Here is a 19788-nt window from a genome sequence, read left to right as displayed (position 1 = left end):
ATGATGAGACTGGCACGGCTGGTTTAAACTAGTGCCATCACAAGACAATGCCTGCGCCGCCGACGATGGCTCATTGTTGACCAAACGCTGGCGGCACGCCTCGCACAACCGGTCGCTAGGCTGATCGTGCTGACTGGCAGGGTTCGGAATGAGAGCGGTCTTCCACGGCTTGGCAGGCGAGCTTCCGCAACGGGGAAATTCTGTTGAAAAACCGCGACCCAGTTATTGCCGTTTTCGACTTCGCTGCGGCACGCATGAACGGCCGTATTTTCTTCTGCCCTGCAGTACACTCGTTGCGGCGCCGCAGCACCTCGCCATGCTGCGCGCGCTCGCACCGGAAATTTGGTGCTTCCGCAATGGGCTCGAAGACAGTTTTCGCTACTGTCGACGCGGAGGTCTGTTCCTAGGATACGAACGACAGCGCATCGGCCAAGACCGAAGAAGTTCAAGAGTTTGTCCCACTTCACGGCGCTGTTGCACAAATCCGGGTCTGACCGCAGGGCCCCTTTCCCCGGACGGATTTACTCTACGGGCACTGTGACAGGTAGCCACGTTCAGCTTCCGCTGGCGGCGACACAGTGTACTGAAGTCCGGCACGGCCCAGTCCAGACCGACCAGCCGCAGAAGGCTTTGCACGAATCCCGTCGTCTGCCTCAGTGGCATCCCGAACAGTACTTTCAGGGTTAGACAGGTTTGGATCGCGGCGTCGCTGAATTGGCACCGGCGACCGCGCTTGCCAGTCGGCGGCGGCGTCCAGATCATCCTCGGATCAAACCAGATGGTCAGAGATCCGCGTTGCTTCAGTGCTTCATTGTAAGACGACCAGTTCGTGGTCTTGTATCTCGTAGGGGACCAACTGCTCATGCATCCCAGCTACCATGCTGGATTCACGCAGTGAAACCCTCACCCGATTTGTGCAACAAGGCCTCTCGGCATCCAACGCCTGGTATTAGTGATCGGACACCCCTATTTCGAGTGCTCCCGAAACTATCGTTAAGGACTGTAGTAAATCGCATCCAACATGGCTACGCGCGAATCCCAAAGCTCCATTGGACCTCTCGCGGTTTGATGCCGCTCCTTTGATAGCATTTATTGCAGCCAAGGAGACGAGCTATGGGAACGAAACAGACGGACGAATTCCGCGCTGATGCAGTGCGGATCGCGTTAACCAGCGGACTGACACGCAAACAGGTGGCGTCTGATTTGGGCGTTGGCGTATCGACGCTGAACAAGTGGATCACGACGCACCGCGATACGGAAGTGGTGCCGGACAAAGACTTGGACCTTGCCCGCGAGAATGAACGGCTTCGACGCGAGAACCGCATTCTCAAGGAGGAGAGGGAGATCTTAAAAAGGGCAACACAGTTCTTCGCGAGCCAAAGGCCATGAGGTTCCGGTTCCCCAAGGGGAAAACGTGCCCCCGCAACAGGCGAAAGGCAGACATCACCTAAGCCGTTGTTTTAAAACAAAACCACCGGCCGAATTTCGGCCGGTGGCAATTTACCTCGTGTCAGAATGGCAAAAAACCCCACTCAATGGCAATTATTTCTTGAGTCCGACATCAAAGGAAAGAACCCTTAGACGGCACACCTTCCGTACATGAGATGACCCATCGAATCCATGGCCTTTGGGTTTGAATTCTTCACGGGTCATCCCTTGCCCCCGCAGCTAGGGTCGCCGGGAAGTATACAGCGGCACTCCCGGGCCTGCAGGGCGCGCCGCATCCCACACGCAGGCAAGGGAACATGACGCATGAAAACCCATGCACAGGCAGTTGTTATCGGTGGCGGTCTGGTCGGCTGTTCGATCCTCTACCACCTGGCCAAGCTCGGCTGGACCGACGTTGTCCTGCTGGAGCGCGACGAGCTGACCGCGGGCTCCACCTGGCACGCAGCGGCCAACATCCACGGGCTGCACGACAACAACAACGTGACCCGCGTCCAGCATTACACGATGAATCTCTACAAGGAGCTGGAGAAGGAAACCGGCCAGGGCTGCGGCGTGTTCCAGCCGGGGTCCTTGTACCTTGCCAAGACCGAAGAGCGCGAGCACCAGCTGCGCCTGCAGGAAGCAAAGGCGAAATACTATGGCCTGAATTTCCACGAGGTCAGCCGCGAACAGGCCAAGGAGCTGCATCCGCTGGCGCAGTTCGACGACATCCGCTGCATCATGTTCGAACCCGATGGCGGCAATGTGGACCCCTCGGGCGTGACCATGGCCTATGCCGCCGGCGCACGCGCCATGGGTGCGCAGATCGAACGGTTCTGCCCGGTGACCGGCACCGAACAGCAGCCCGACGGCAGCTGGATCGTGAAGACCGAAAAGGGCGACATCCACACCCAATGGGTGGTGAACGCAGGCGGCCTCTGGGGCCGCGAAGTTGCCGCCATGGCGGGCCTCACCCTGCCTTTGCAGCCGACTGAGCACCAGTATTTCGTGACCGAGAGCATTGACGAGGTCGCCAACATGGGCCGCCGCCTGCCCTCGATCGCCGACCGCGACGGCGAGTATTACTTCCGCCAGGAAGGCAACGGCTTCCTGATCGGCGCCTATGAAAAGGACATGCGGTTCTGGGCCGAAAACGGCACGCCGCTGGATTTTGCCCATGAGCTGTTCCCGGATGACCTGGACCGGATCATGGAAAACGTGATCCGCGCCACCGAGCGCGTGCCTTGCGCCGAAACCGCAGGTGTGAAGCGCGTCATCAACGGCCCGATGATCTGGTCACCGGATTCAAACGCGATCTGGGGCCCGGTGCCCGAGCTGAAAAACTACTTCTGCTGCACCGGTATCATCCCCGGCTTCTCGCAGTCCGGCGGCCTCGGCCTGCTGGCAGCGCAATGGATGATCGAGGGCGAGCCGCAATACGACATGTTTGCCTGGGATCTGGCCCGTTTTGGCGACTGGGCCGACAAGAAATTCACCAAGGCCCGCGTCGAGGATCAGTACGCCCACCGTTTCGCGATCCACTTCCCGAACGAGGAACGCAGCGCCGGCCGCCCGGCCCGGGTGCGCCCGGCGTATGAGCTGCAAAAGGAAATGGGCTGCGTCTTTGGCCTGAACTGCGGCTGGGAGCATCCCCTGTGGTTCTCTGGCACGCCCGGCACGCAGGACACCAACAGCTTCACCCGCCAGAACTGGTGGGAGCCGGTGGGCCGCGAGGTGAACATGCTGCGCGAGAACGTCGGCGTGATCGATATCTCGAACTTCGCCAACTACGTGATCAAAGGCCCGGGTGCATTTGACTGGCTGGACAAGCTGGTTGCCAACAAGGTCCCAACCGAGGTGGGCCGTTCCTGCCTGACCCCGCTGATTTCGGTGCGCGGCGGCGTGGCCGGCGACTTCACCATCACCAAGGTGGCGGATGATGAGTACATGATGGTCGGCTCCGGTATGGCGGAACGCTATCACCAGCGCTTTTTCAACATGGTCGAGCTGCCGGAAGGCACCACCTTTGAGGTCGCCACCAACCGCATTGCAGGGTTCAACGTGGCCGGTCCGAAGTCACGCGACATGCTGCAGCGGATGACCAATGCGGACCTGTCGAACGAAAACTTCCGCTTCATGCGCTCACGCACCATCGACGTGGCAGGTGTGGAATGCCTGGCCATCCGCGTGTCCTTCACCGGCGATCTGGGCTGGGAACTGCACTGCGCCGAGGAAGATCAGGTTAAACTGTACTCCGCCCTGCTCGCCGCAGCAGCTGAGTTCGACGGCGGCCCGGTTGGCGGCCGGGCGCTTGGCTCCCTGCGGATCGAGAAGGGCTACGGCTCCTGGGGCCGCGAGTACAGCCAGGAATACTGGCCGCAAGAGGTTAGCCTCGCCGGTCTCGTCAAGCTGGACAAGGACTTCCTCAACAAGGAAGCCTACCTCAAGGTCAAGGACAACGCCCCGCGCGAAATGCTGGTTGGGTTTGAGATCGACGCGGTGAACGATGCTGATGCTTCAGGCGGCGAGCCGATCTTCACCCCGGATGGCAAGCCAGTGGGCCGGGTCACCTCGGGCGCCTACGGCTATTCTGTCGGCAAATCTCTGGCGCTGGGATATGCCGACCCCAAGGTTGCCCAGCCGGGTGATGAGGTTGAGGTCTATATCCTGGGCAAACCGCACAAGGCGCGGATCCTGGAAGCAGCCGCCTTTGACCCCTCGGGTGCACGCCTGCGGGCCTGATCCAAAACAGCAAAAGCCGCCCTCCGGGGCGGCTTTTCATCTGGCGGGACATGCCAGCCTTCAGAGCGGCTGCATCCCTGCCGTCAGCCAATTTGCAAAACTTGTCTCGTCCACATCCCCGGTGGCGAGGTCTTCCATCATCCGAACGCCCTCCACCGGATCCGGGCGGAACTGGTAGCCATTGAGGCGCAGAAAGGTCACAGCGGTGACAAAGGCCGTGCGCTTGTTGCCATCGACAAAGGCATGCGCCTTGGCAATCCCAAACGCATAAGCCGCGGCTACCTCGGCCACACCCGCGTCCGAATAGGCCGCAAGGTTCATCGCGCGGGCACAGCCCATCTCCAAAAGCGCCTTGTCGCGCATGCCTGCCGCGCCGCCGTGGCGGGCGATCTGCCGGTCATGAAAAACTATGACGGCGGCCAGCGGCACCCATTTATAAGTGCTCACGCAAGCGCCTGCAGCAGGTCTCGATTCTCATCCATCACGATTTCAGCCGCGGCCAGTGCCTCGGCCACCGAGGGATCATGCGCCATCACCCGCAGGCTGCCATCATCGCCGCGCACCACGAACAGCGTATCGCCTTCCTTGGCATCCAGCATCGTCAGCATCTCCGTCGTCAGCGTGATGACGGCAGAGTTTCCGACTTTCCTGATCTTGGTCTCAATCATTGGCAGGCCTCACGTATATATACCCGTATATACGGCAAATGCCGCCAAATTTCAATGCCGTCTGCAGGCAGCGTTAAAGCTACAGCTCCATCCCCGCCGCGGCCTTCAGCAGCCAGGTCTTGAAATGCTTGACCGAAGGCGTCGCCGTCTTGTCCTTGAAGGTGGCGAAATAGGTCCAGGGGCAGTCGAGATCAAAGGCGAAGGGCTCCACCAGCCGCCCGGCCTCCACATGCGAGCGCACCAGGGATTTCGGCAGAACCACGCAGCCAAGCGCGTTGACAGCGAACTCCAGCCCCATATTGGAAGAGTTGGTCTGCAGGCCGCCCTTATGCTCAACTCCCGTAAGGCCGTAATGTTTAGCGATTTTCTCCCAATAAATCGGGCGGCCCAGAATGTGAATCAGCTTGGCATCGGCCAGCTGTCCGGGCCGGGTCAAAGCCTCGCCGCCAACCCGGTAGTCCTGCGAACAGACCAGCGCCAGCTTTTCGTCCCACAGTTTCACCGCCGGCCCCATCACGTCATCCACATGGTTGATGGTGATCGAAATATCCGAGACGTTGGTCTCCACATCCACCCAGATGGTGCTGTGAATGGTCAGGTCGATATCGGGATGCACCTTGGTGAAATCCTCGATCACATCGATCAGCCATTTCTCCGCCAGGCTGACCGGGCAGGAAATCACCACCTCCCGCTTGTGGCTTTGCGAGATCAACAGCTGGGTTGCGCTGTCAATCTCCTGCAGCGCGTGGCGGACCGAGGGCAGATAAGCCTCGCCCACATCGGTCAGCGACAGCGACCGCGGGTGGCGCACGAACAGCGGCCGGCCGATGAATTCCTCCAGGCTGCGCACGTGATTGGAGACTGCGGACTGGGTGCAATTCAGCTCATCCGCCGCCGAGGTAAAGCTCAGATACCGCGCGGCGGCTTCAAACGAGCGCAAAAATGTCAGGTGGGGGAGATTCTTCATCATGGGTCCGGCAGCGGTTTCGGGGGCCATGTTCCCATGCTTTGGAATGGGCCGCAATTCCTTAGAGTTAGCGCCCCGGAATGTTCAGAAAACGACGTCTATCACAGCTTTCACGAAATATACCGCACCTATGACCCCCTTTAATTTGTGTGTCACTTTCGCCCTCTCCCCCTACCCTGACGCGTGACGATTGCCCCCGAACCGCCTCAGCGAGAGAGCCGCCATGACCGCCACCTTCGACCGCGCTGCCGATTTCACCTTTGACCTCGCCCCCGGCGACCTGCCGGAAACCACCCGCGAGGCGGCGGCGCTGATGTTCCTCGACACCCTTGGAATCACCATTGGCGCCACCCCGATGGAGGCCGGCCGCATCGCCCGCGAAACCGCGGTGGCGCTATACGGCTGCGGCGAGGAGGGCCTGGGCGCCCGGATGATGTTCGACGGCCGCAAGGTGAGTGTCGCAGGCGCCGCCTATGCCTCGGCCACCGCCACCGACAATCTGGACGGCCACGACGGCTATTACCCGACCAAGGGCCATATCGGCGTGGTGGTGATCCCGGCGATTGCCGCGCTTGCGGAAACCGTGCCGGATTTCTCCGGCCCCGAAGCACTGGCAATCACCACGCTGGGTTATGAGCTGGCGGGCCGCGCGGCCCTGTCGCTGCACGCCACCGTCAGCGATTACCACACCTCCGGCGCTTGGAACGCGTTGGGGGTGGCGGCGATGGCCGCCCGGATGCGCGGCCTCAGCCGGGCGCAGCTGCGCGAGGCGCTGGGAATCGCCGAGTTCCACGGCCCCCGCAGCCAGATGATGCGCGAGATCGCCAACCCCTCGATGCTGCATGACGGCTCCGGCTGGGGCGCAATGGCGGGGATGTCGGCGGCGGTGCTGGCGGAGAAAGGTTTCACCGGCGCGCCCGCGATCACCCTTGAGGAGGACCGGGTGGCGGAACACTGGGAGGATCTCGGCAGCTTCTGGCAGATGGAGCATCAGTACGTGAAGCCCTACCCGATCTGCCGCTGGGCCCATGCGCCGATCGACGCGCTGCGCCAGGTGATGCTGGAACACGGTCTGACCCACGAGCAGCTCGCCAGGATCCACATCAACACCTTCCACGAAAGCGCCTGTCTCTACCCCGGCCTCCCTGCGACCACCAGCCAGGCGCAGTATTCGCTGGGCTTCGCGGTGGCGGTGCAGGCCGCTTATGGCCGCATCGGGGTGGAGCATATCTCCGGCGAAGGTCTCTCGGACCCGCTGGTGGCTTCGATCCACGAGCGGATCTCGGTTGCCGAGGCGGCGCGCCATTCGGTGCGCTTCCCCGCCTGCCGGGTGGCCGATGTGGTGGTCACCTTGACCGACGGCCGGGTGATCGAGTCTGGCGATGTCCACGCCCGCGGCGGCCCCGAGGCGCCTTTCTCGCAGGAAGACGTGGTGCGGAAATTCATGGAATTCGCCGCGCCCGTTCTGGGCGAGACCCGTGCCGGCCGCATCCGCGACGCGGTGCTGGGGTTCACCCGCGAAGACAGCAAATTCTCCGATCTGGGCCGCCTGATCTACGGCGCGCCGGAAACCTAAGTCTGCAAACTGACCAGAAAGATGAAAGACATGGCACGTGAAAGACGCGGCGGCGGACGCCGCGGCAAATCCAGCCGATCCGGCGGCAGCATCGATCAGCTGCCCTGGACCCAGGTGAAAAACACCTACCCGGCGTATGAACTGCTGAACCCGGACCAGATGGACCAGCTGCACGCCACGTCGATGCGGATCCTGTCAGAGGCCGGGATCCGGGTGATGGGCGGCAATGTCATGGATCTGTTCGAGGGTGCCGGCGCCATCGTGGACCGGGACACGCAGACCATCCGGATGGATGAAAGCATCGTCAAAGAGGCGCTGAAAACGGTTCCGGGTGAGTTCACCCTGACCGCGCGCAACCGCGCCAAGCAAATCACCCTGGGCGGCAACAACGTGACCTTCGGTCTGGTGGCCGGCCCGCCCAACGTGCACGACTGCATCAATGGGCGGCGGCAGGGCAATCTGACCGACTACCAGAACTTCATCAAGCTGGCGCATCACTTCAACGCCATCCACCTGATCGGCAACCAGGTGACCGCGCCGCTGGAACTGCCCGCGAACAACCGGCATCTGGACACCTATCAGGCCAACCTGACCTATTCCGATCTGTCCTTCCACTGCTCCGCCATCGGCCGCGGCCGGGCGCTGGACGGGATCAACATGATGGCAATCACCCGCGGCCAGACGCCCGAAGAGATGAAGGATGATCCGGGCGTCATCACCATTATCTCGGTCAACTCGCCGCGGCTGTTTGACGATGCGATGGGCGACGGGCTGATTGCCATGGCAGAGTACGGCCAGCCGGTGACGGTGACGCCCTTCACATTGATGGGCGCGATGACCCCGGTGACTTTGCCCGCCGCCCTGGCCCAGCAGAATGCCGAAGCGCTGTTCGGGGTGGTGCTGACCCAGCTGGTCAATCCCGGCACGCCGGTGATGTACGGCTCCTTCACCTCCAATGTGGACATGCGCTCCGGCGCACCTGCATTCGGCACGCCGGAAAACGCCAAAGCCAATATCGCCGGCGGCCAGCTGGCACGGCGCTATGGCATCCCTTACCGGACGTCGAACGCCAATGCCTCCAACGCGGTGGACCTGCAGGCGGCCTATGAGACCATGATGGCCAGCTGGGGCGCGGTGCTTGGCGGTGCCAATATTGTCTACCATGCAGCCGGCTGGCTGGAGGGCGGGCTGACTGCGTCTTATGAGAAATTCATTATGGACGTGGAGATCATCCAGAACATGATCGAATTCCTGAAGCCGATGAAGTTCGACACGGATGAGCTGGGCTTTGACGCCATCCAGTCGGTGCCCACCGGCGGCCATTTCTTTGGCGCCGAACACACGATGGCGCGCTATGAAACCGCGTTCTACACCCCGATACTGTCGGATTGGCAGAATTACGAGAACTGGGAAGCGGCGGGCGCCAAGGATGCGCTGCAGCGGGCGACCGGCATCTGGCAGCAGGCACTGCGGGATTATGAGGAACCGGCGATGGATCCGGCCATCAAGGAAGAGCTGGAGGCCTATGCGGCCAGGCGGAAAGAAGAGATCGGAATGGGCGAGCCTTGAGGGGGCGCGTGCGAGGGGCCGGCCCCTCGCGCTCCCCGGAGTATTTTGGGAAAGATGAAAGAGCCAGGGACCGGCAGGCACCCTGGTTTTCGTTTTACAGCAATTCGAACAACCGGCCCGGCACATTGCCTTGGCGGGGCAGCCCGAGCGCCCGCATCACCGCAAACATCATCGCCTGATTGGAGGTGACCACTGGCTTGCCAAGCGCCGCTTCGATCCGGCCCACAGCCTCAACCGAACGCATGTCCGTGCAGCTGAGCACAATGGCCTGGGCCTCCGGGTGATCGGCCTGGCAGGCCAGGTCAAAGACCTCCTCCGGTGTCAGCTCGCCCTGGCCGTAATTGCCAAGTTCGCGGCCCACATCGGCGCATTTCACCGTGGCAATCCGGTTCTGCGCCAGGAAGTCCATTGCTTGCGTGTTGATCTCGCCCAGGTAGGGAGAGGAGAAGCCCACTTTGGTTGCGCCGAGGGCCTTGATCGCGTCAACCAGCGCCCCGGCAGCGGTAAAGGACAGCGCGCCAGAGCCTGCCCTGATCTCCTGCGCCAGTTTTTCATCAAATCCCGGCCCATGGGTCAGCGTTGCCGAGGTGCAGCCGTAAAGCACCACATCGGGACGCACGCCCGAGATCATCCTGAGATCATGGCTGATGTCAGAGGCGCCCAGCCCGGCCATCTGATTGGAGCCGGGGATCTCGTCCACGTCATAGCCGCCCATGCGCTGAAAGTGCACTGTGGTACCGGGGCAGCGCATCAGCATCATGTCCGGTTCCAGATTGGTGTTGGTAAATGGCACCAGCACGCCGATTTTCGCGCGGGTGCGGGACTCAAAGGTCATGTGAGCACTCCTTTCAGCACCGCCAGCGCGCGGTCCATGATCTGTTGGCTGCAGATGGTGGCGCGCAAACAGTCATGCAAGCCATAACCGCCCATGCCGCGCATCAGCAGCTTCTGTTCGCGCAGCGCCGCATCCGCCGCCTGTGCCTGTTCGGGTGAGGCAAAGCGCATCAGCGCGAAGTTGGTGCAGCTCTGCGGCACCTCAAGCCCCAGCGCGCGGCAGCCTTCGGCAAAGCCGTCGCGGATGATAGCGGTTTTGGCCACCACATCGCGCATATGCGCCTGGTCCTGCATTGCTGCCGCCGCCATCGCCTGTGACGGGATGGAGATATTGTTGGGGTTCAGAAGCTTACGCACTTCACCCGCGATCTCCGGCGGGAAATAGCCCCAACCGGCCCGCACACCTGCCAGGCCATAAGCCTTGGACAGCGTGCGCATCACTACCGTATCGCCGCGATCCGCCAGGGCGAAAATCTCCGCGGGGTCATTCATCGCATCAGCGAACTCGGCATAAGCCTGGTCCACCACCAGCAGCACATTTGCGGGCAGGCCCGCGCGCAGCCGCAGGATCTCGGCGTTGGGGATCAGCGTGCCGGTGGGGTTGCCCGGGTTGCAAACAAAGACGATGCGGGTCTGCGGCGTCATCGCGGCAAGGATGTCATCCACCGACACCGTCAGGTCCCGCTCCCGCGCCTTGACGTAATCCGCCTGCACCTGCGCCGAGGCCGAAGACACAAAGGCATAGCCATAGTCCGTGCCCAGCACCCGATCGCCCGGCCCGGCAAAGGCGCGGATCAGGCAACCGATCAGCTCCATCGAGCCGGCGCCGCACAGGACCCTGGCCGGGTCCAGCCCGTGCACCTCTGCCACTGCCGCGCGCAGTTCCGGCCACTCCGGGTCCGGGTAGAGCGGCATCTGATCCAGCACCGCCTTGCCCGCCGCAATCGCTGCGGGGCTGGCGGCAAAGGCGCTTTCGTTCTGGGCAAGGGAAATGGTCCCCGCGCCGCCAAGATCCGCCAGCGCATATGGCGCCATGGCAGCTACATGAGGAACCGCGCGGATCATTTGGCACCTCCATAGGCGCTTGCGCCTTCCTCACTCACCAAGCCGCGTTTCAGGTCCAGCGCCAGCGCCTCCGGCTCGCGTTCCGCCGGGTCGCCAAAGCCGCCGCCGCCAGGGGTTTCAAAGATCAGGTAGTCGCCTGCCTCCACCCGCAGCTCGCCCTTGCCGGGGATGTCCTGTTCCCCGTTGCGGAAACGGATGCGCCCCGGAGCGCCGGGCAAACCGCCCATTCGGCCCAATGCCGGGAACTTCAGCCGCTCCACCGACAGGAACACGATGAAGGGCGCGTCATTGGACGCCGTCATCTCGATCCGCTGGCCCAGCCCGCCGCGGTATTTACCCACACCGCCGGAGTCGGGCCGCAGCTCGCGCCGCCACATGATGACCGGTGCCACTGCCTCGGTGATCTCTACCTGGCTGCCGTAGACACCCGAGGGATAGGCCGTCGCCGACAGCCCGTCCGCATGCGGCCGCGCGCCGGTGCCGCCGTTGTGAACCGGTTCGATGGCGAACTCGCGGCCGCCGTCACGGGCCACTTCCGGCGCGTGGCGCATCGGCAGGTCGAACATGCAGCTGGCGCCTTCGGCCGGCACCTGATCGGGCAGCGCCTGATGCAGGCAGCCCAGCACCAGATCCGGCGTCACTTGCCCCAGCGTGTGCCGCATCGCCACCGGCACCGGACGCTGCGCGTTCAGGATGCAGCCCTTGGGGCCATCCACGGTGAACAGCTCCAAACTACCGGCATTGTTGGGAATATCCGGACCCACAATGCAGCGCAGCGCAAACACCGTGTAAGCGGTGGCATAGTTCAGCGGCACGTTGATGCCCTTGCTGCTGCAGCCGGAGGTGCCGGTGAAATCCACATGCATGCCGGTCTTGGAAACGGTCAGCGTCGCGTGCAGCTCCAGCTCGTTCTCGTAGCCGTCCATTTTCAGAACGTTCTTGTAGACGCCTTCCGGCACCTCAGCGATCGCCTCCAGCGTGCCGCGGCGGGAGGTGTCGATGATGTAGGACCCAAGCGCATCCAGATCACGGATGCGGAACTCCTCCATCATGTTCACCAGCCGCGTCACACCCGCCTCGCAGCAGGCGATCAGCGCGTAGATGTCGCCCTCATTGGCAACCGGCTCGCGGCTGTTGGCGCGGATGATATCCATCAAGAGCGCGTTCGGCTCGCCGTCCTCGACCAGCTTGCAGGGCGGGATCAGCAGGCCCTCGTCATAGATATCGGACCCCTCCGGCCCCATGCCAAGGCCACCCAGGTCCACCAGATGCGAAGTGCAGGAGGTAAAGCCCACCACCTTGCCGTCCTTGAACGCGGGCATCATCAGCAGGAAGTCGTTCAGGTGCCCCGAGGCCAGCCAGGGATCGTTGGTCATGTAGATATCGCCGGGCTTCATCGTTGCGACCGGGAAACGCTCGCGCAGGTGCAGGACCGCTTCGGCCATGGTGTTGATATGGCCCGGGGTGCCGGTCACGGCCTGGGCCAGCATCCGGCCCTGAACGTCGAAGATGCCGGCCGAGATGTCACCGCATTCGCGCACAATCGGCGAAAACGCCGCGCGGATCAGGGTCTGGCCCTGTTCTTCCACGACCGCAAGCAGACGGTTCCACATGACTTGCAGGCGGGCGGGGGAAAGATCGGCAGCCATCACGCGTCTCCTTTCTGATTGTGTTTCTGATCCTGGATCAGCACGAGGTTACCAATTGCATCCACATGGGCAGAGAAGTCCGCCGAGACCAGCGTGGTGGTTTGCGGCTCGGTGATCAGCGCCGGGCCGCAAACCCGGTCGCCGGGCTGCAAGCTGTCCCGCGGCACAAACCCCGCCTGTTTGGCGGTTCCGTCCACGTCGCAAGTGATCGGACGATGTGCAGCGGGGGCAATGGTCTTCAGCTCCGGCGTCTCCGGCACTGATGCGGCTTCTGCATCCGGGGTTGCCACCCGCACCGCCCAGTTCAGGATCTCGATCTTCATGCCCGGCACCGGGCGCGAGAACTGCTTGGCATACTCGGTTTCAAAGGCCCGTGTCAGAGGCTCCAGATCCTCTGCCGTCAGATCGCGATCCGGCAGAGTGATCTCAATCTCATGCCCCTGCCCGTTATAGCGCATGAAGGCGGTGCGCTGGACCTCTGTTGCGGCATCGCCCGCGCCCTGCGCCACCACCGATTTCGCCTCGTCGATCATCTGGGCGAACAGGCTGTTGATTTGCCCCATGTCCATCGTCTCCAGCAGCGAATAGCGCGAGCGCACAATTTCAAAGGAGACCGGCGCAAACAGGAAGCCGACGGCCGAGCCCACGCCCGGGTTCGGCGGGATCACAATCCGCGAAACGCCAGCCGAGCGCGCCACCCGTGTCGCATGCAGCGGGCCGTTGCCGCCAAAGGCAATCATCGTGCGCGGACCCAGATCCTTGCCTGATTCCACCGCATGCATCCGGCCGGCGCTGGCCATGCTTTCGTCCACGATGCGGCTGACCCCGTCCGCCGCGCCGGCCCCGTCCAGATCCAGCTGGCTGCCGATCACCCGGGCCAGAGCTTCCTTGGACGCCTCCGGATCAATCTTGATATGCCCCTCGGCAAAGGTATCCGGCACGATATAGCCCAAGGTGATGTCGCTGTCGGTCACCGTCGGCTCAATGCCGCCGCGCCCGAAGGCCACCGGGCCAGGCTCGGAACCTGCGGATTTCGGACCCACGGTCAGGCGCCCCAGCCGGTCCACCCCGGCGATGGAGCCGCCGCCGGCGCCAATCTCGATCATCTCGATCACCGGGATACGCACCGGCATGCCCGAGCCCTTGATAAATCGCGCCGCGCGGGCGATTTCGAACTGGCGCGAGGTCTGCGGGCGGGCGTTGTCAATCAGACACAGCTTGGCGGTGGTGCCGCCAACGTCAAAGGACAGCACCTCTTCCAGCCCCGCCTGTGCCGCGATCCGCGCGGCCAGGATGGCGCCGCCCGCGGGGCCGCTCTCCACCAGCCGGATCGGGAAACGCGCCGCGGTCTGGATGGTGCACATGCCGCCGCCGGCGGTCATCATCAGGATCGGGCAGATGACGCCCTCCGCCGCAAACCGTTCGGCAAACCGCGCCAGATAGGTCTGCATCAGCGGCTGGATATAGGCATTGGCCACGGTGGTGCAGAGCCGGTCGAACTCGCGCGCCTCCGGGCTGACCTCAGACGAGATCGAGACCGTCAGCCCGGGCCGCCGCTCCGCCAGAATGTCCCGCAGCCAGCGTTCATGATCCGGGTTGGCGTAAGAATGCATGAGGCAGACCGCCACCGCATCAGCGCCGCAGGCGTCCAGCCCGGCGATCAGCGCCTCAACCGCGCTGTCCTCCATGCCGATCAGCACCTCGCCCTCTGCCGACATCCGTTCGCGGATGGTCAGCGAGCGTTCGCGCGGCACCAGCAGGTCGGGCTTTTCCAGGTTGATGTCATACTGCGAATAGCGCCGCTCATAGGCGATTTCCAGAATGTCCCGGAAGCCCTCGGTTGTCACAGTTGCCACCGTCGCCCCACGCCGCTCGATCAGTGCGTTGGTGGCCAGCGTGGTGCCGTGGATAAATCCCGTCACCTCGCCCAAGGAACGCCCCGATTGCGCCATCACCCGCGCGGCACCTTCCATGGCGCCGTCTGCCGGGTTCTGATGGGTGGTCAGGGTCTTGGTTGAGGCCAGAATCGTGTCTTCGCCCGCCACCAGAACAGTGTCGGTAAATGTGCCGCCTATATCAATGGCAAGGCGCAGCGTGTTTGAGGCTGTCATCTATCATTCCAAAGTCTGTCGTTGAGGATCCGCCTAAGAGCCCGTCAAAGGGCGGCGGCCTCAGACAGCGACCAGGTCGCAACCCGTTGCGCGGCGGTCCATGCGTTTGGGAATGAATGTGTGTTTCATGCTCGTATCCTGCGGTGCGGCCCCTCGGACAGCTTGGCGGATTGCGACATGAAACTTGTCTGATTGCGCCGCAAAACCCACGGGCAGCGGCCTTCCCCTCCCGGCAGCAGATCCCGCCGGAAGGGGAAAAGACTTAACCGAAGTGCAGGGTTTTGACTTCCTGATAGTCCTCCAGCCCCAGCATCCCGCCTTCGCGGCCATTGCCCGACTGCTTGTAACCGCCAAAGGGCGAGCCATAGTTGAAGCCGCCGCCATTGATATGCACCGCACCGGCGCGCAGGCGGGCAGCAACACGCTCGGCCCGTTCCGGATCGCCGGTCTGCAGATAGGCCGCCAGCCCGTAAGGCGTGTCATTGGCGATGCGAATGGCGTCGTCTTCGTCCTCAAACGGAATGATCACCAGCACCGGGCCAAAGATCTCCTGCTGCGCAATCGCCATCTCGTTGGTCACATCGGCAAAGACCGTCGGGCGCACGTACCAGCCTTTGTCCAGCCCCTCTGGACGGCCAAGACCGCCGGCCAGCACGGTGGCGCCTTCGTCGATGCCTTTCTGGATCATCGTCTGCACCCGGTCGAACTGGATGCGGTCGAACATCGGGCCGATGTGATCCCCCTCCTGCGCCGGATCGCCCACCGCCTGCCCTTCAGCTGCTGCCTTGGCAATCTTCAGCACCTGATCATAGCAGCTCTTCTCCACCAGCATCCGGGTCGGCGCGTCGCAGCTCTGGCCGGTGTTATACATGCACTCCAGCACCGAGGCCGTCACCTTCTCCTGCAGATCGGCATCCGCAAACACCAGATTCGGAGACTTGCCACCCAGCTCCAGCGTCACCCGTTTGACCGTATCAGCCGAATCCTTGGCCACCGCAACGCCCGCCCGGGTCGAACCGGTAAAGGACATCATGTCCACATCCGGGTGCCGCGACAGCCCCGCGCCCACGGTCGGCCCGTCGCCATGGATCAGGTTGAACACACCGGCGGGATAGCCCGCATCATGGATCATCTGCGCATAGACGGCTGCCGACATCGGCGTGTGCTCAGACGGTTTCAACACGCAAGTGGATCCGGTCGCAAGCGCCGGCAGCACCTTCAGCGCGATCTGGTTGATCGGCCAGTTCCACGGCGTGATCAGCCCGCAGACCCCGATCGGCTCGCGCACCAGAATGTCGCCGTTGGGCAGGGTCTCGCGCAACGCTTGCGTCTTCAGCGCCTCAAGTATCCCTTCCAAATGCCCGATGCCTGCATCCGCCTGGGCGTCGCGCGACATGGAAATCGGGGCACCCATTTCCGCGCTCAATGCCTGCGCCATCTCTTCGCGGCGCGCGTTGCTGATCTCCAGCAACCGCTCCAAGAGCGCAATCCGCTCATCGCGGGAGGTGCGGGAAAAGCTCTCAAACGCCGCTTTGGCCGCGGCCACCGCAGTGTTCACATCCATCTCATCGCCCAGGATAATGGTGCCGGTCTGTTCTTCCGTCGCCGGGTTCAGAACCGGGAATTCGCGGCTGGAATGCGGTGTCACCCAGGCGCCGCCGATATAGAATTTTTGCAGGTCCATCAGGTCAGTCTCACTTTTGCATGCTCACATTTGCGTGGTGATTTCGGTTCAGAAGTTCAAGCAGGCGGGGCCGATGTACCGGCACCGGGAGCAGCCCAGCCGTTTCAGAAAACAGTGGACGGGGGGCCTGCCGCCGTCAAGCGCAGGGATAGCCCTGCTGTAAACTCTTCCAGCCCTCCCGGGCTGCGCGTGCTGACATCGGAGAATGCCCGGCATGCCGCCGCGCTGACGCAGCAAAAACGGCAAGACGGCATCGATTTGCGCAGCCGATGGGCTGTGGGCTGCGCGCATCAGTGCCCGACAAAGACGTCAATTGCGGCAGGAATCTGTTCGCGGCCCGCGCGGCCCGGTTTAGGATTTTCGAAAGCCCGCACCAAAAAGACCGGGCGTCTAGAGGCAAGTCATGAGCAGATCCAAGTGGACAGCCCGTTGTGTGCTGCTGGCCGGGACCATCCTGTGCAGCTGCACCGTTGTTGGCGTGGACTACCAGCGCCCGGACTTTGCGGTGCCGGCGGCCTATTACCAATCCCGCAGTTATGCGACCGCTCAAGGCGCGGCCGAAACCTGGTGGCACGGGCTGAATGATGCCACGCTGAACCGGCTGGTTGATGCGGGCCTGGCCCAGAACCTCAGCCTCAAGGCGGCCCGCGAACGCCTGAAAGCCGCCGAGGCCCTGCGCCGCGGCAGCGGCCGGCCGCAGCAGGTCAGCGGCAATCTGGAAGGCAGTTCGATCTTTTCGCGCCGCGAATCCCAGAACAATTCCTCCAGCCAGGATGTCGCCGAAGTTGGCGCAACCTACGTTTTTGACCTGTTCGGCGAGTTTGAGCGGCGCTCTGAACGCGCCGTTGCCGACCGGGACGCGCAATTCTATCAGATGGCCATCACCCGGCTGGCGATCACCGATGCGATCACCCGCACCTACATTCAGGCCCGCTTTTTCCAGCGCGGCGCAGCTGTCACCCGCAGGACGATCCGGTTGCGCGAGCAAATCCTGGGAACTGTGGTTGAACTGCAGGAAGCCCGCGCCGTGCTGGCGCTGGATGTGGAACGCACCAAATTGCAGGTCGCCAGTGCCAAGGCGGACCTGCCCGGCTTTATTGCCAGCTACGAAGCCTCGGTGTTTGCCCTGGCCACCCTGCTGGACCGCGACGCGTCCGAGGTTTTTGCGATGATGAAGGGCAGCTACAGCCAGCCCTACCCGGCCACCAAGCCGGAACTGGGCGTGCCCGCCACCCTGCTGCGCAACCGCCCCGACATCCTGCTGGCCGAGGCCCAGCTGCGCAGTGCCACAGCAGATATCGGCGTGACCGAGGCGGAACTCTACCCCTCGCTGGAAATCACCGGCTCGGTGCAGGCGGTGCACAATGTGCCCGATCTCTACTCCATCGGTCCGACCCTGAATTTCCCGCTGTTCAACCGCCCTGTGCTGCGTGCCTTCCACAAACGGGCCATCGCCGAGGCCAAGGCGACGGAATACGATTACCGCTCTGCCGTGCGCAGCGCCGTGGAAGAGGTCCAGTCCCAGCAAAGCGCATTGCGCGCAGCCCGCCAGCGCACCGCTGCGCAGGTCAGGGCGGTCAATCTGGGCACCAAAGTTGCCGATCTGGCGCGCGAGACTTTCACAGCCAGCGAAATCACCCTGTTCGATCTGCTCAACACCGAAGAAGCCCTGCGCGACAATGAGCTGAACCTGATCTCCGCCCGCCGTGATCTGGCGCTGGCCTGGGCCGGGCTGCAGATTTCACTGGGCAAGGGCTGGGCGCCGGATCAATCACCGGCCAGCGCAGCCGCAGCTTTGTCCGCAACGGCTGAATAAATTCAGGCATTCAGGTCCAGTGCGGGACGGGCCCCGAGCGGTCTCAGGCCTGTTCTTGCTGCATCTGTTCGACCATCTGCCGCGCGCGTTTGCACTGCAGCTTGTCACGCAGCGGGCTGTCGGGGTCGATGTCTTTCGAGCAGACCACGCATTTGTCGGCGCCCGAGATCGCATTCAGCCCGCCGCAGCTGCCCTTGATCTTCTTGCCCATCAGGATCACCCCCAGCGACATGCCCAGGGTGACAATCAGCAGCAGGATAAAGGCCAGAAGAAAGGTGCTCATGTAGGGTCCCTCGCAGGATGGCTTGGTGCGCGGCTTCAGTTTCCGGTCAGCGCCTCGAATGCGCTGCTGGCGGTGGTCATATAGGCATCGGCGCCGGCTTGCACGTCCCGATCAATGAAAAACACGGCAAGTTTATGCGTATTCGCAAGCTTCAGCCCGTTTTCGCGGCCCAGAACCAGCATCGCGGTGGCCCAGGCATCCGCCAGCATCGCGTTTTCCGCAATCACCGTGACCGAGGTGGTGCTGTGCATCACCGGCCGCCCCGCCACCGGGTCGAGGATGTGGGAATAGCGCACGCCCTCATGCTCGAAGTAATTCCGGTAATCGCCCGAGGTCGCCAGCCCCAGATCGCTGACCGGCACGATCAGTTGCACCGTCTGCGCCGACGCATCCGGTTTTTCGATGCCGATGCGCCAGGCCTCGCCCTTGGCGTTTTCGCCCTTGGTCACCAGATCGCCGCCGATCTCCACCATGTAGTTTTCAACCCCGAAGCCCTGTAAAGCCCCGGCCACTGCATCAACGCCATAGCCCTTGGCGATGGCCGACAGGTTGATGCCGGTCTCTGGCACCGATTTCTTCAGCGTGCCGGCCCCGGCGTCCAGGGTCAGCAGCCGCGCCTGGCCGACGCCTTCCAGCGCTTTGGCGATCGCGCCATCCGACGGCACCGGATCTTCCGGCTTGCGCGGGCCGAAGCCCCACAGTTCGATCAGCGGGCCAAGGGTCACGTCGAACTTGCCGCCGGTCTTGGCATGCACGTCATTCGCCGCGGTCAGCACCTGGGTAAATTCCGGCGACACCCGCACCGGCGCAGTGCTGCGCGCGGCGGAAAAGGTCGAAACTTCCGAAGCCGGATCCCAGTTCGACATCTTGGCATTGACCGCAGCCAGCGTCCCTTCGACAGCCCTGCTCAATGCGTCCTGGTCCAGATCTTCGCCAATGGCGATCACGCTGTAGGTGGTGCCCATGGTTTCACCCGACAGCCGCACCTCTTCCGGCGTTCTTTCGAACCAGCATCCGGGCAGCGCCAGCACCGCGGGCAGGATCAGGGCAAACAAAAACCTTCTGGGCATCGGTAAATCTCCGGCGGCGAAACTGACGCTGCTATGCCCCCGCCCCGCGCCGGAGTCAAATATGGCGCCCCGGGGATCAGACCGGGGATCAGAACTTCAAAGGCACAAAGGCCAGCGCCAACAGGCCAATGGCGGCAGGCACCCCGAACAGCCAGGCCCGCAGCCGGGCATTCGGCGCTTCCGTCTTCCAGGTCTGCCGGTACATATGGCCGCAAACCACCACCAGAAAGACGGTCAGCGCACCGGTGACGGGGGTCAGATAGAGGGTCTCGAACATGTTGTTTTCCGGCCTTTGTTAGCGCTCGCGTCATTTCGCCCCTTCCCGG

Annotated in this window: 15 protein-coding genes and 2 pseudogenes; 5 read left to right on the top strand and 12 right to left on the bottom strand. The window is 63.1% G+C overall.

The features are described from left to right. Positions 1–546: 546 nt before the first annotated feature. Positions 547–864, bottom strand: a pseudogene (locus A2I95_RS14755) (transposase); the annotation flags it as partial. A 249-nt stretch (positions 865–1113) separates the two neighbouring features. Between A2I95_RS14755 and A2I95_RS14750 the strand changes: the two are divergent. Together A2I95_RS14750 and A2I95_RS14745 are read left to right on the top strand one after the other, a co-directional pair. Beyond that, positions 1114–1397, top strand: a pseudogene (locus tag A2I95_RS14750) (transposase); the annotation flags it as partial. Positions 1398–1752: 355 nt separating this feature from the next. Next, positions 1753–4170: an FAD-dependent oxidoreductase gene (locus A2I95_RS14745; protein WP_291730630.1), complete on the top strand. Its 2418-nt coding sequence runs from the start codon at positions 1753–1755 to the stop codon at positions 4168–4170. 60 nt (positions 4171–4230) lie between these two features. Here the strand turns inward: A2I95_RS14745 and A2I95_RS14740 are convergent, their stop codons facing one another. From A2I95_RS14740 to A2I95_RS14730, 3 genes are all read right to left on the bottom strand, one after another. Next, on the bottom strand, positions 4231–4617 hold the full coding sequence (locus A2I95_RS14740) for a type II toxin-antitoxin system death-on-curing family toxin (protein WP_291730629.1): 387 nt from the start codon (positions 4615–4617) through the stop codon (positions 4231–4233). After that, positions 4614–4838 carry a MazE family transcriptional regulator gene (locus tag A2I95_RS14735; RefSeq protein WP_024092785.1) on the bottom strand — a complete coding sequence of 75 codons (225 nt, stop codon included), beginning with the start codon at positions 4836–4838 and terminating at the stop codon, positions 4614–4616. The genes A2I95_RS14740 and A2I95_RS14735 overlap by 4 nt, the downstream gene beginning before the upstream one ends. A 79-nt stretch (positions 4839–4917) precedes the next feature. Next, positions 4918–5835, bottom strand: a complete 918-nt coding sequence (locus tag A2I95_RS14730) for a LysR substrate-binding domain-containing protein (RefSeq protein ID WP_291730627.1) — start codon at positions 5833–5835, stop codon at positions 4918–4920. Between the two features lie 193 nt (positions 5836–6028). Here A2I95_RS14730 and A2I95_RS14725 point away from each other — a divergent pair, with 193 nt between their 5' ends. Both A2I95_RS14725 and A2I95_RS14720 read left to right on the top strand, forming a co-directional pair. Next, positions 6029–7381: an MmgE/PrpD family protein gene (locus A2I95_RS14725; RefSeq protein WP_291730626.1), complete on the top strand. Its 1353-nt coding sequence runs from the start codon at positions 6029–6031 to the stop codon at positions 7379–7381. Positions 7382–7411: 30 nt separating this feature from the next. Further along, positions 7412–8950, top strand: coding sequence for a trimethylamine methyltransferase family protein (locus tag A2I95_RS14720; protein WP_291730625.1), 1539 nt, complete (start codon positions 7412–7414; stop codon positions 8948–8950). 94 nt (positions 8951–9044) lie between these two features. Here A2I95_RS14720 and A2I95_RS14715 read toward each other — a convergent pair whose 3' ends face one another. The 5 genes from A2I95_RS14715 to A2I95_RS14695 form a co-directional block, all read right to left on the bottom strand. After that, positions 9045–9785 carry an Asp/Glu racemase gene (locus A2I95_RS14715; protein WP_291730623.1) on the bottom strand — a complete coding sequence of 247 codons (741 nt, stop codon included), beginning with the start codon at positions 9783–9785 and terminating at the stop codon, positions 9045–9047. Next, positions 9782–10849 (bottom strand): histidinol-phosphate transaminase, encoded by a 1068-nt coding sequence (locus tag A2I95_RS14710; protein ID WP_291730621.1) that lies wholly within the window; start codon positions 10847–10849, stop codon positions 9782–9784. Before A2I95_RS14710 ends, A2I95_RS14715 begins: the two co-directional genes overlap by 4 nt. Continuing rightward, entirely contained in the window at positions 10846–12498 is a 1653-nt protein-coding gene (locus A2I95_RS14705; RefSeq protein WP_291730620.1) for a hydantoinase B/oxoprolinase family protein, read from the bottom strand. Before A2I95_RS14705 ends, A2I95_RS14710 begins: the two co-directional genes overlap by 4 nt. Next, the gene (locus A2I95_RS14700) at positions 12498–14609 is read right to left on the bottom strand and encodes a hydantoinase/oxoprolinase family protein (RefSeq protein ID WP_291730619.1); all 2112 of its coding nucleotides are present in this window, start codon (positions 14607–14609) and stop codon (positions 12498–12500) included. The genes A2I95_RS14705 and A2I95_RS14700 overlap by 1 nt, the downstream gene beginning before the upstream one ends. Before the next feature lie 262 nt (positions 14610–14871). Next, entirely contained in the window at positions 14872–16293 is a 1422-nt protein-coding gene (locus tag A2I95_RS14695; RefSeq protein ID WP_291730618.1) for an aldehyde dehydrogenase family protein, read from the bottom strand. A gap of 403 nt (positions 16294–16696) precedes the next feature. On the opposite strand from A2I95_RS14695, the gene A2I95_RS14690 reads away from it, so the two are divergent. Further along, entirely contained in the window at positions 16697–18109 is a 1413-nt protein-coding gene (locus A2I95_RS14690) for an efflux transporter outer membrane subunit (RefSeq protein WP_291730616.1), read from the top strand. Positions 18110–18152: 43 nt separating this feature from the next. On the opposite strand, the gene nqrM is transcribed toward A2I95_RS14690, so the two are convergent. The 3 genes from nqrM to A2I95_RS14675 form a co-directional block, all read right to left on the bottom strand. Further along, entirely contained in the window at positions 18153–18392 is a 240-nt protein-coding gene (nqrM, locus tag A2I95_RS14685; RefSeq protein WP_024092707.1) for a (Na+)-NQR maturation NqrM, read from the bottom strand. Between the two features lie 35 nt (positions 18393–18427). Then, the gene (locus A2I95_RS14680) at positions 18428–19462 is read right to left on the bottom strand and encodes an FAD:protein FMN transferase (RefSeq protein WP_291730615.1); all 1035 of its coding nucleotides are present in this window, start codon (positions 19460–19462) and stop codon (positions 18428–18430) included. A gap of 88 nt (positions 19463–19550) precedes the next feature. After that, complete coding sequence (locus A2I95_RS14675; RefSeq protein WP_291730614.1) at positions 19551–19739, bottom strand: hypothetical protein; 189 nt, start codon at positions 19737–19739, stop codon at positions 19551–19553. Positions 19740–19788: the final 49 nt, after the last annotated feature.

It is taken from the genome of Leisingera sp. F5 (assembly GCF_001593695.1).
This window is presented reverse-complemented; position numbering and strand designations above follow the sequence as displayed.

What these genes read in the sequence shown, in the direction of transcription:
- A2I95_RS14680 (WP_291730615.1), bottom strand. Translation starts at nt 19,462, where the DNA reads ATGCCCAGAAGGTTTTTGTTTGCCCTGATCCTGCCCGCGGTGCTGGCG.
- nqrM (WP_024092707.1), bottom strand. Translation starts at nt 18,392, where the DNA reads ATGAGCACCTTTCTTCTGGCCTTTATCCTGCTGCTGATTGTCACCCTG.
- A2I95_RS14725 (WP_291730626.1), top strand. Translation starts at nt 6,029, where the DNA reads ATGACCGCCACCTTCGACCGCGCTGCCGATTTCACCTTTGACCTCGCC.
- A2I95_RS14675 (WP_291730614.1), bottom strand. Translation starts at nt 19,739, where the DNA reads ATGTTCGAGACCCTCTATCTGACCCCCGTCACCGGTGCGCTGACCGTC.
- A2I95_RS14705 (WP_291730620.1), bottom strand. Translation starts at nt 12,498, where the DNA reads ATGGCTGCCGATCTTTCCCCCGCCCGCCTGCAAGTCATGTGGAACCGT.
- A2I95_RS14735 (WP_024092785.1), bottom strand. Translation starts at nt 4,838, where the DNA reads ATGATTGAGACCAAGATCAGGAAAGTCGGAAACTCTGCCGTCATCACG.
- A2I95_RS14745 (WP_291730630.1), top strand. Translation starts at nt 1,753, where the DNA reads ATGAAAACCCATGCACAGGCAGTTGTTATCGGTGGCGGTCTGGTCGGC.
- A2I95_RS14710 (WP_291730621.1), bottom strand. Translation starts at nt 10,849, where the DNA reads ATGATCCGCGCGGTTCCTCATGTAGCTGCCATGGCGCCATATGCGCTG.
- A2I95_RS14720 (WP_291730625.1), top strand. Translation starts at nt 7,412, where the DNA reads ATGGCACGTGAAAGACGCGGCGGCGGACGCCGCGGCAAATCCAGCCGA.
- A2I95_RS14700 (WP_291730619.1), bottom strand. Translation starts at nt 14,609, where the DNA reads ATGACAGCCTCAAACACGCTGCGCCTTGCCATTGATATAGGCGGCACA.
- A2I95_RS14715 (WP_291730623.1), bottom strand. Translation starts at nt 9,785, where the DNA reads ATGACCTTTGAGTCCCGCACCCGCGCGAAAATCGGCGTGCTGGTGCCA.
- A2I95_RS14695 (WP_291730618.1), bottom strand. Translation starts at nt 16,293, where the DNA reads ATGGACCTGCAAAAATTCTATATCGGCGGCGCCTGGGTGACACCGCAT.
- A2I95_RS14690 (WP_291730616.1), top strand. Translation starts at nt 16,697, where the DNA reads ATGAGCAGATCCAAGTGGACAGCCCGTTGTGTGCTGCTGGCCGGGACC.
- A2I95_RS14730 (WP_291730627.1), bottom strand. Translation starts at nt 5,835, where the DNA reads ATGGCCCCCGAAACCGCTGCCGGACCCATGATGAAGAATCTCCCCCAC.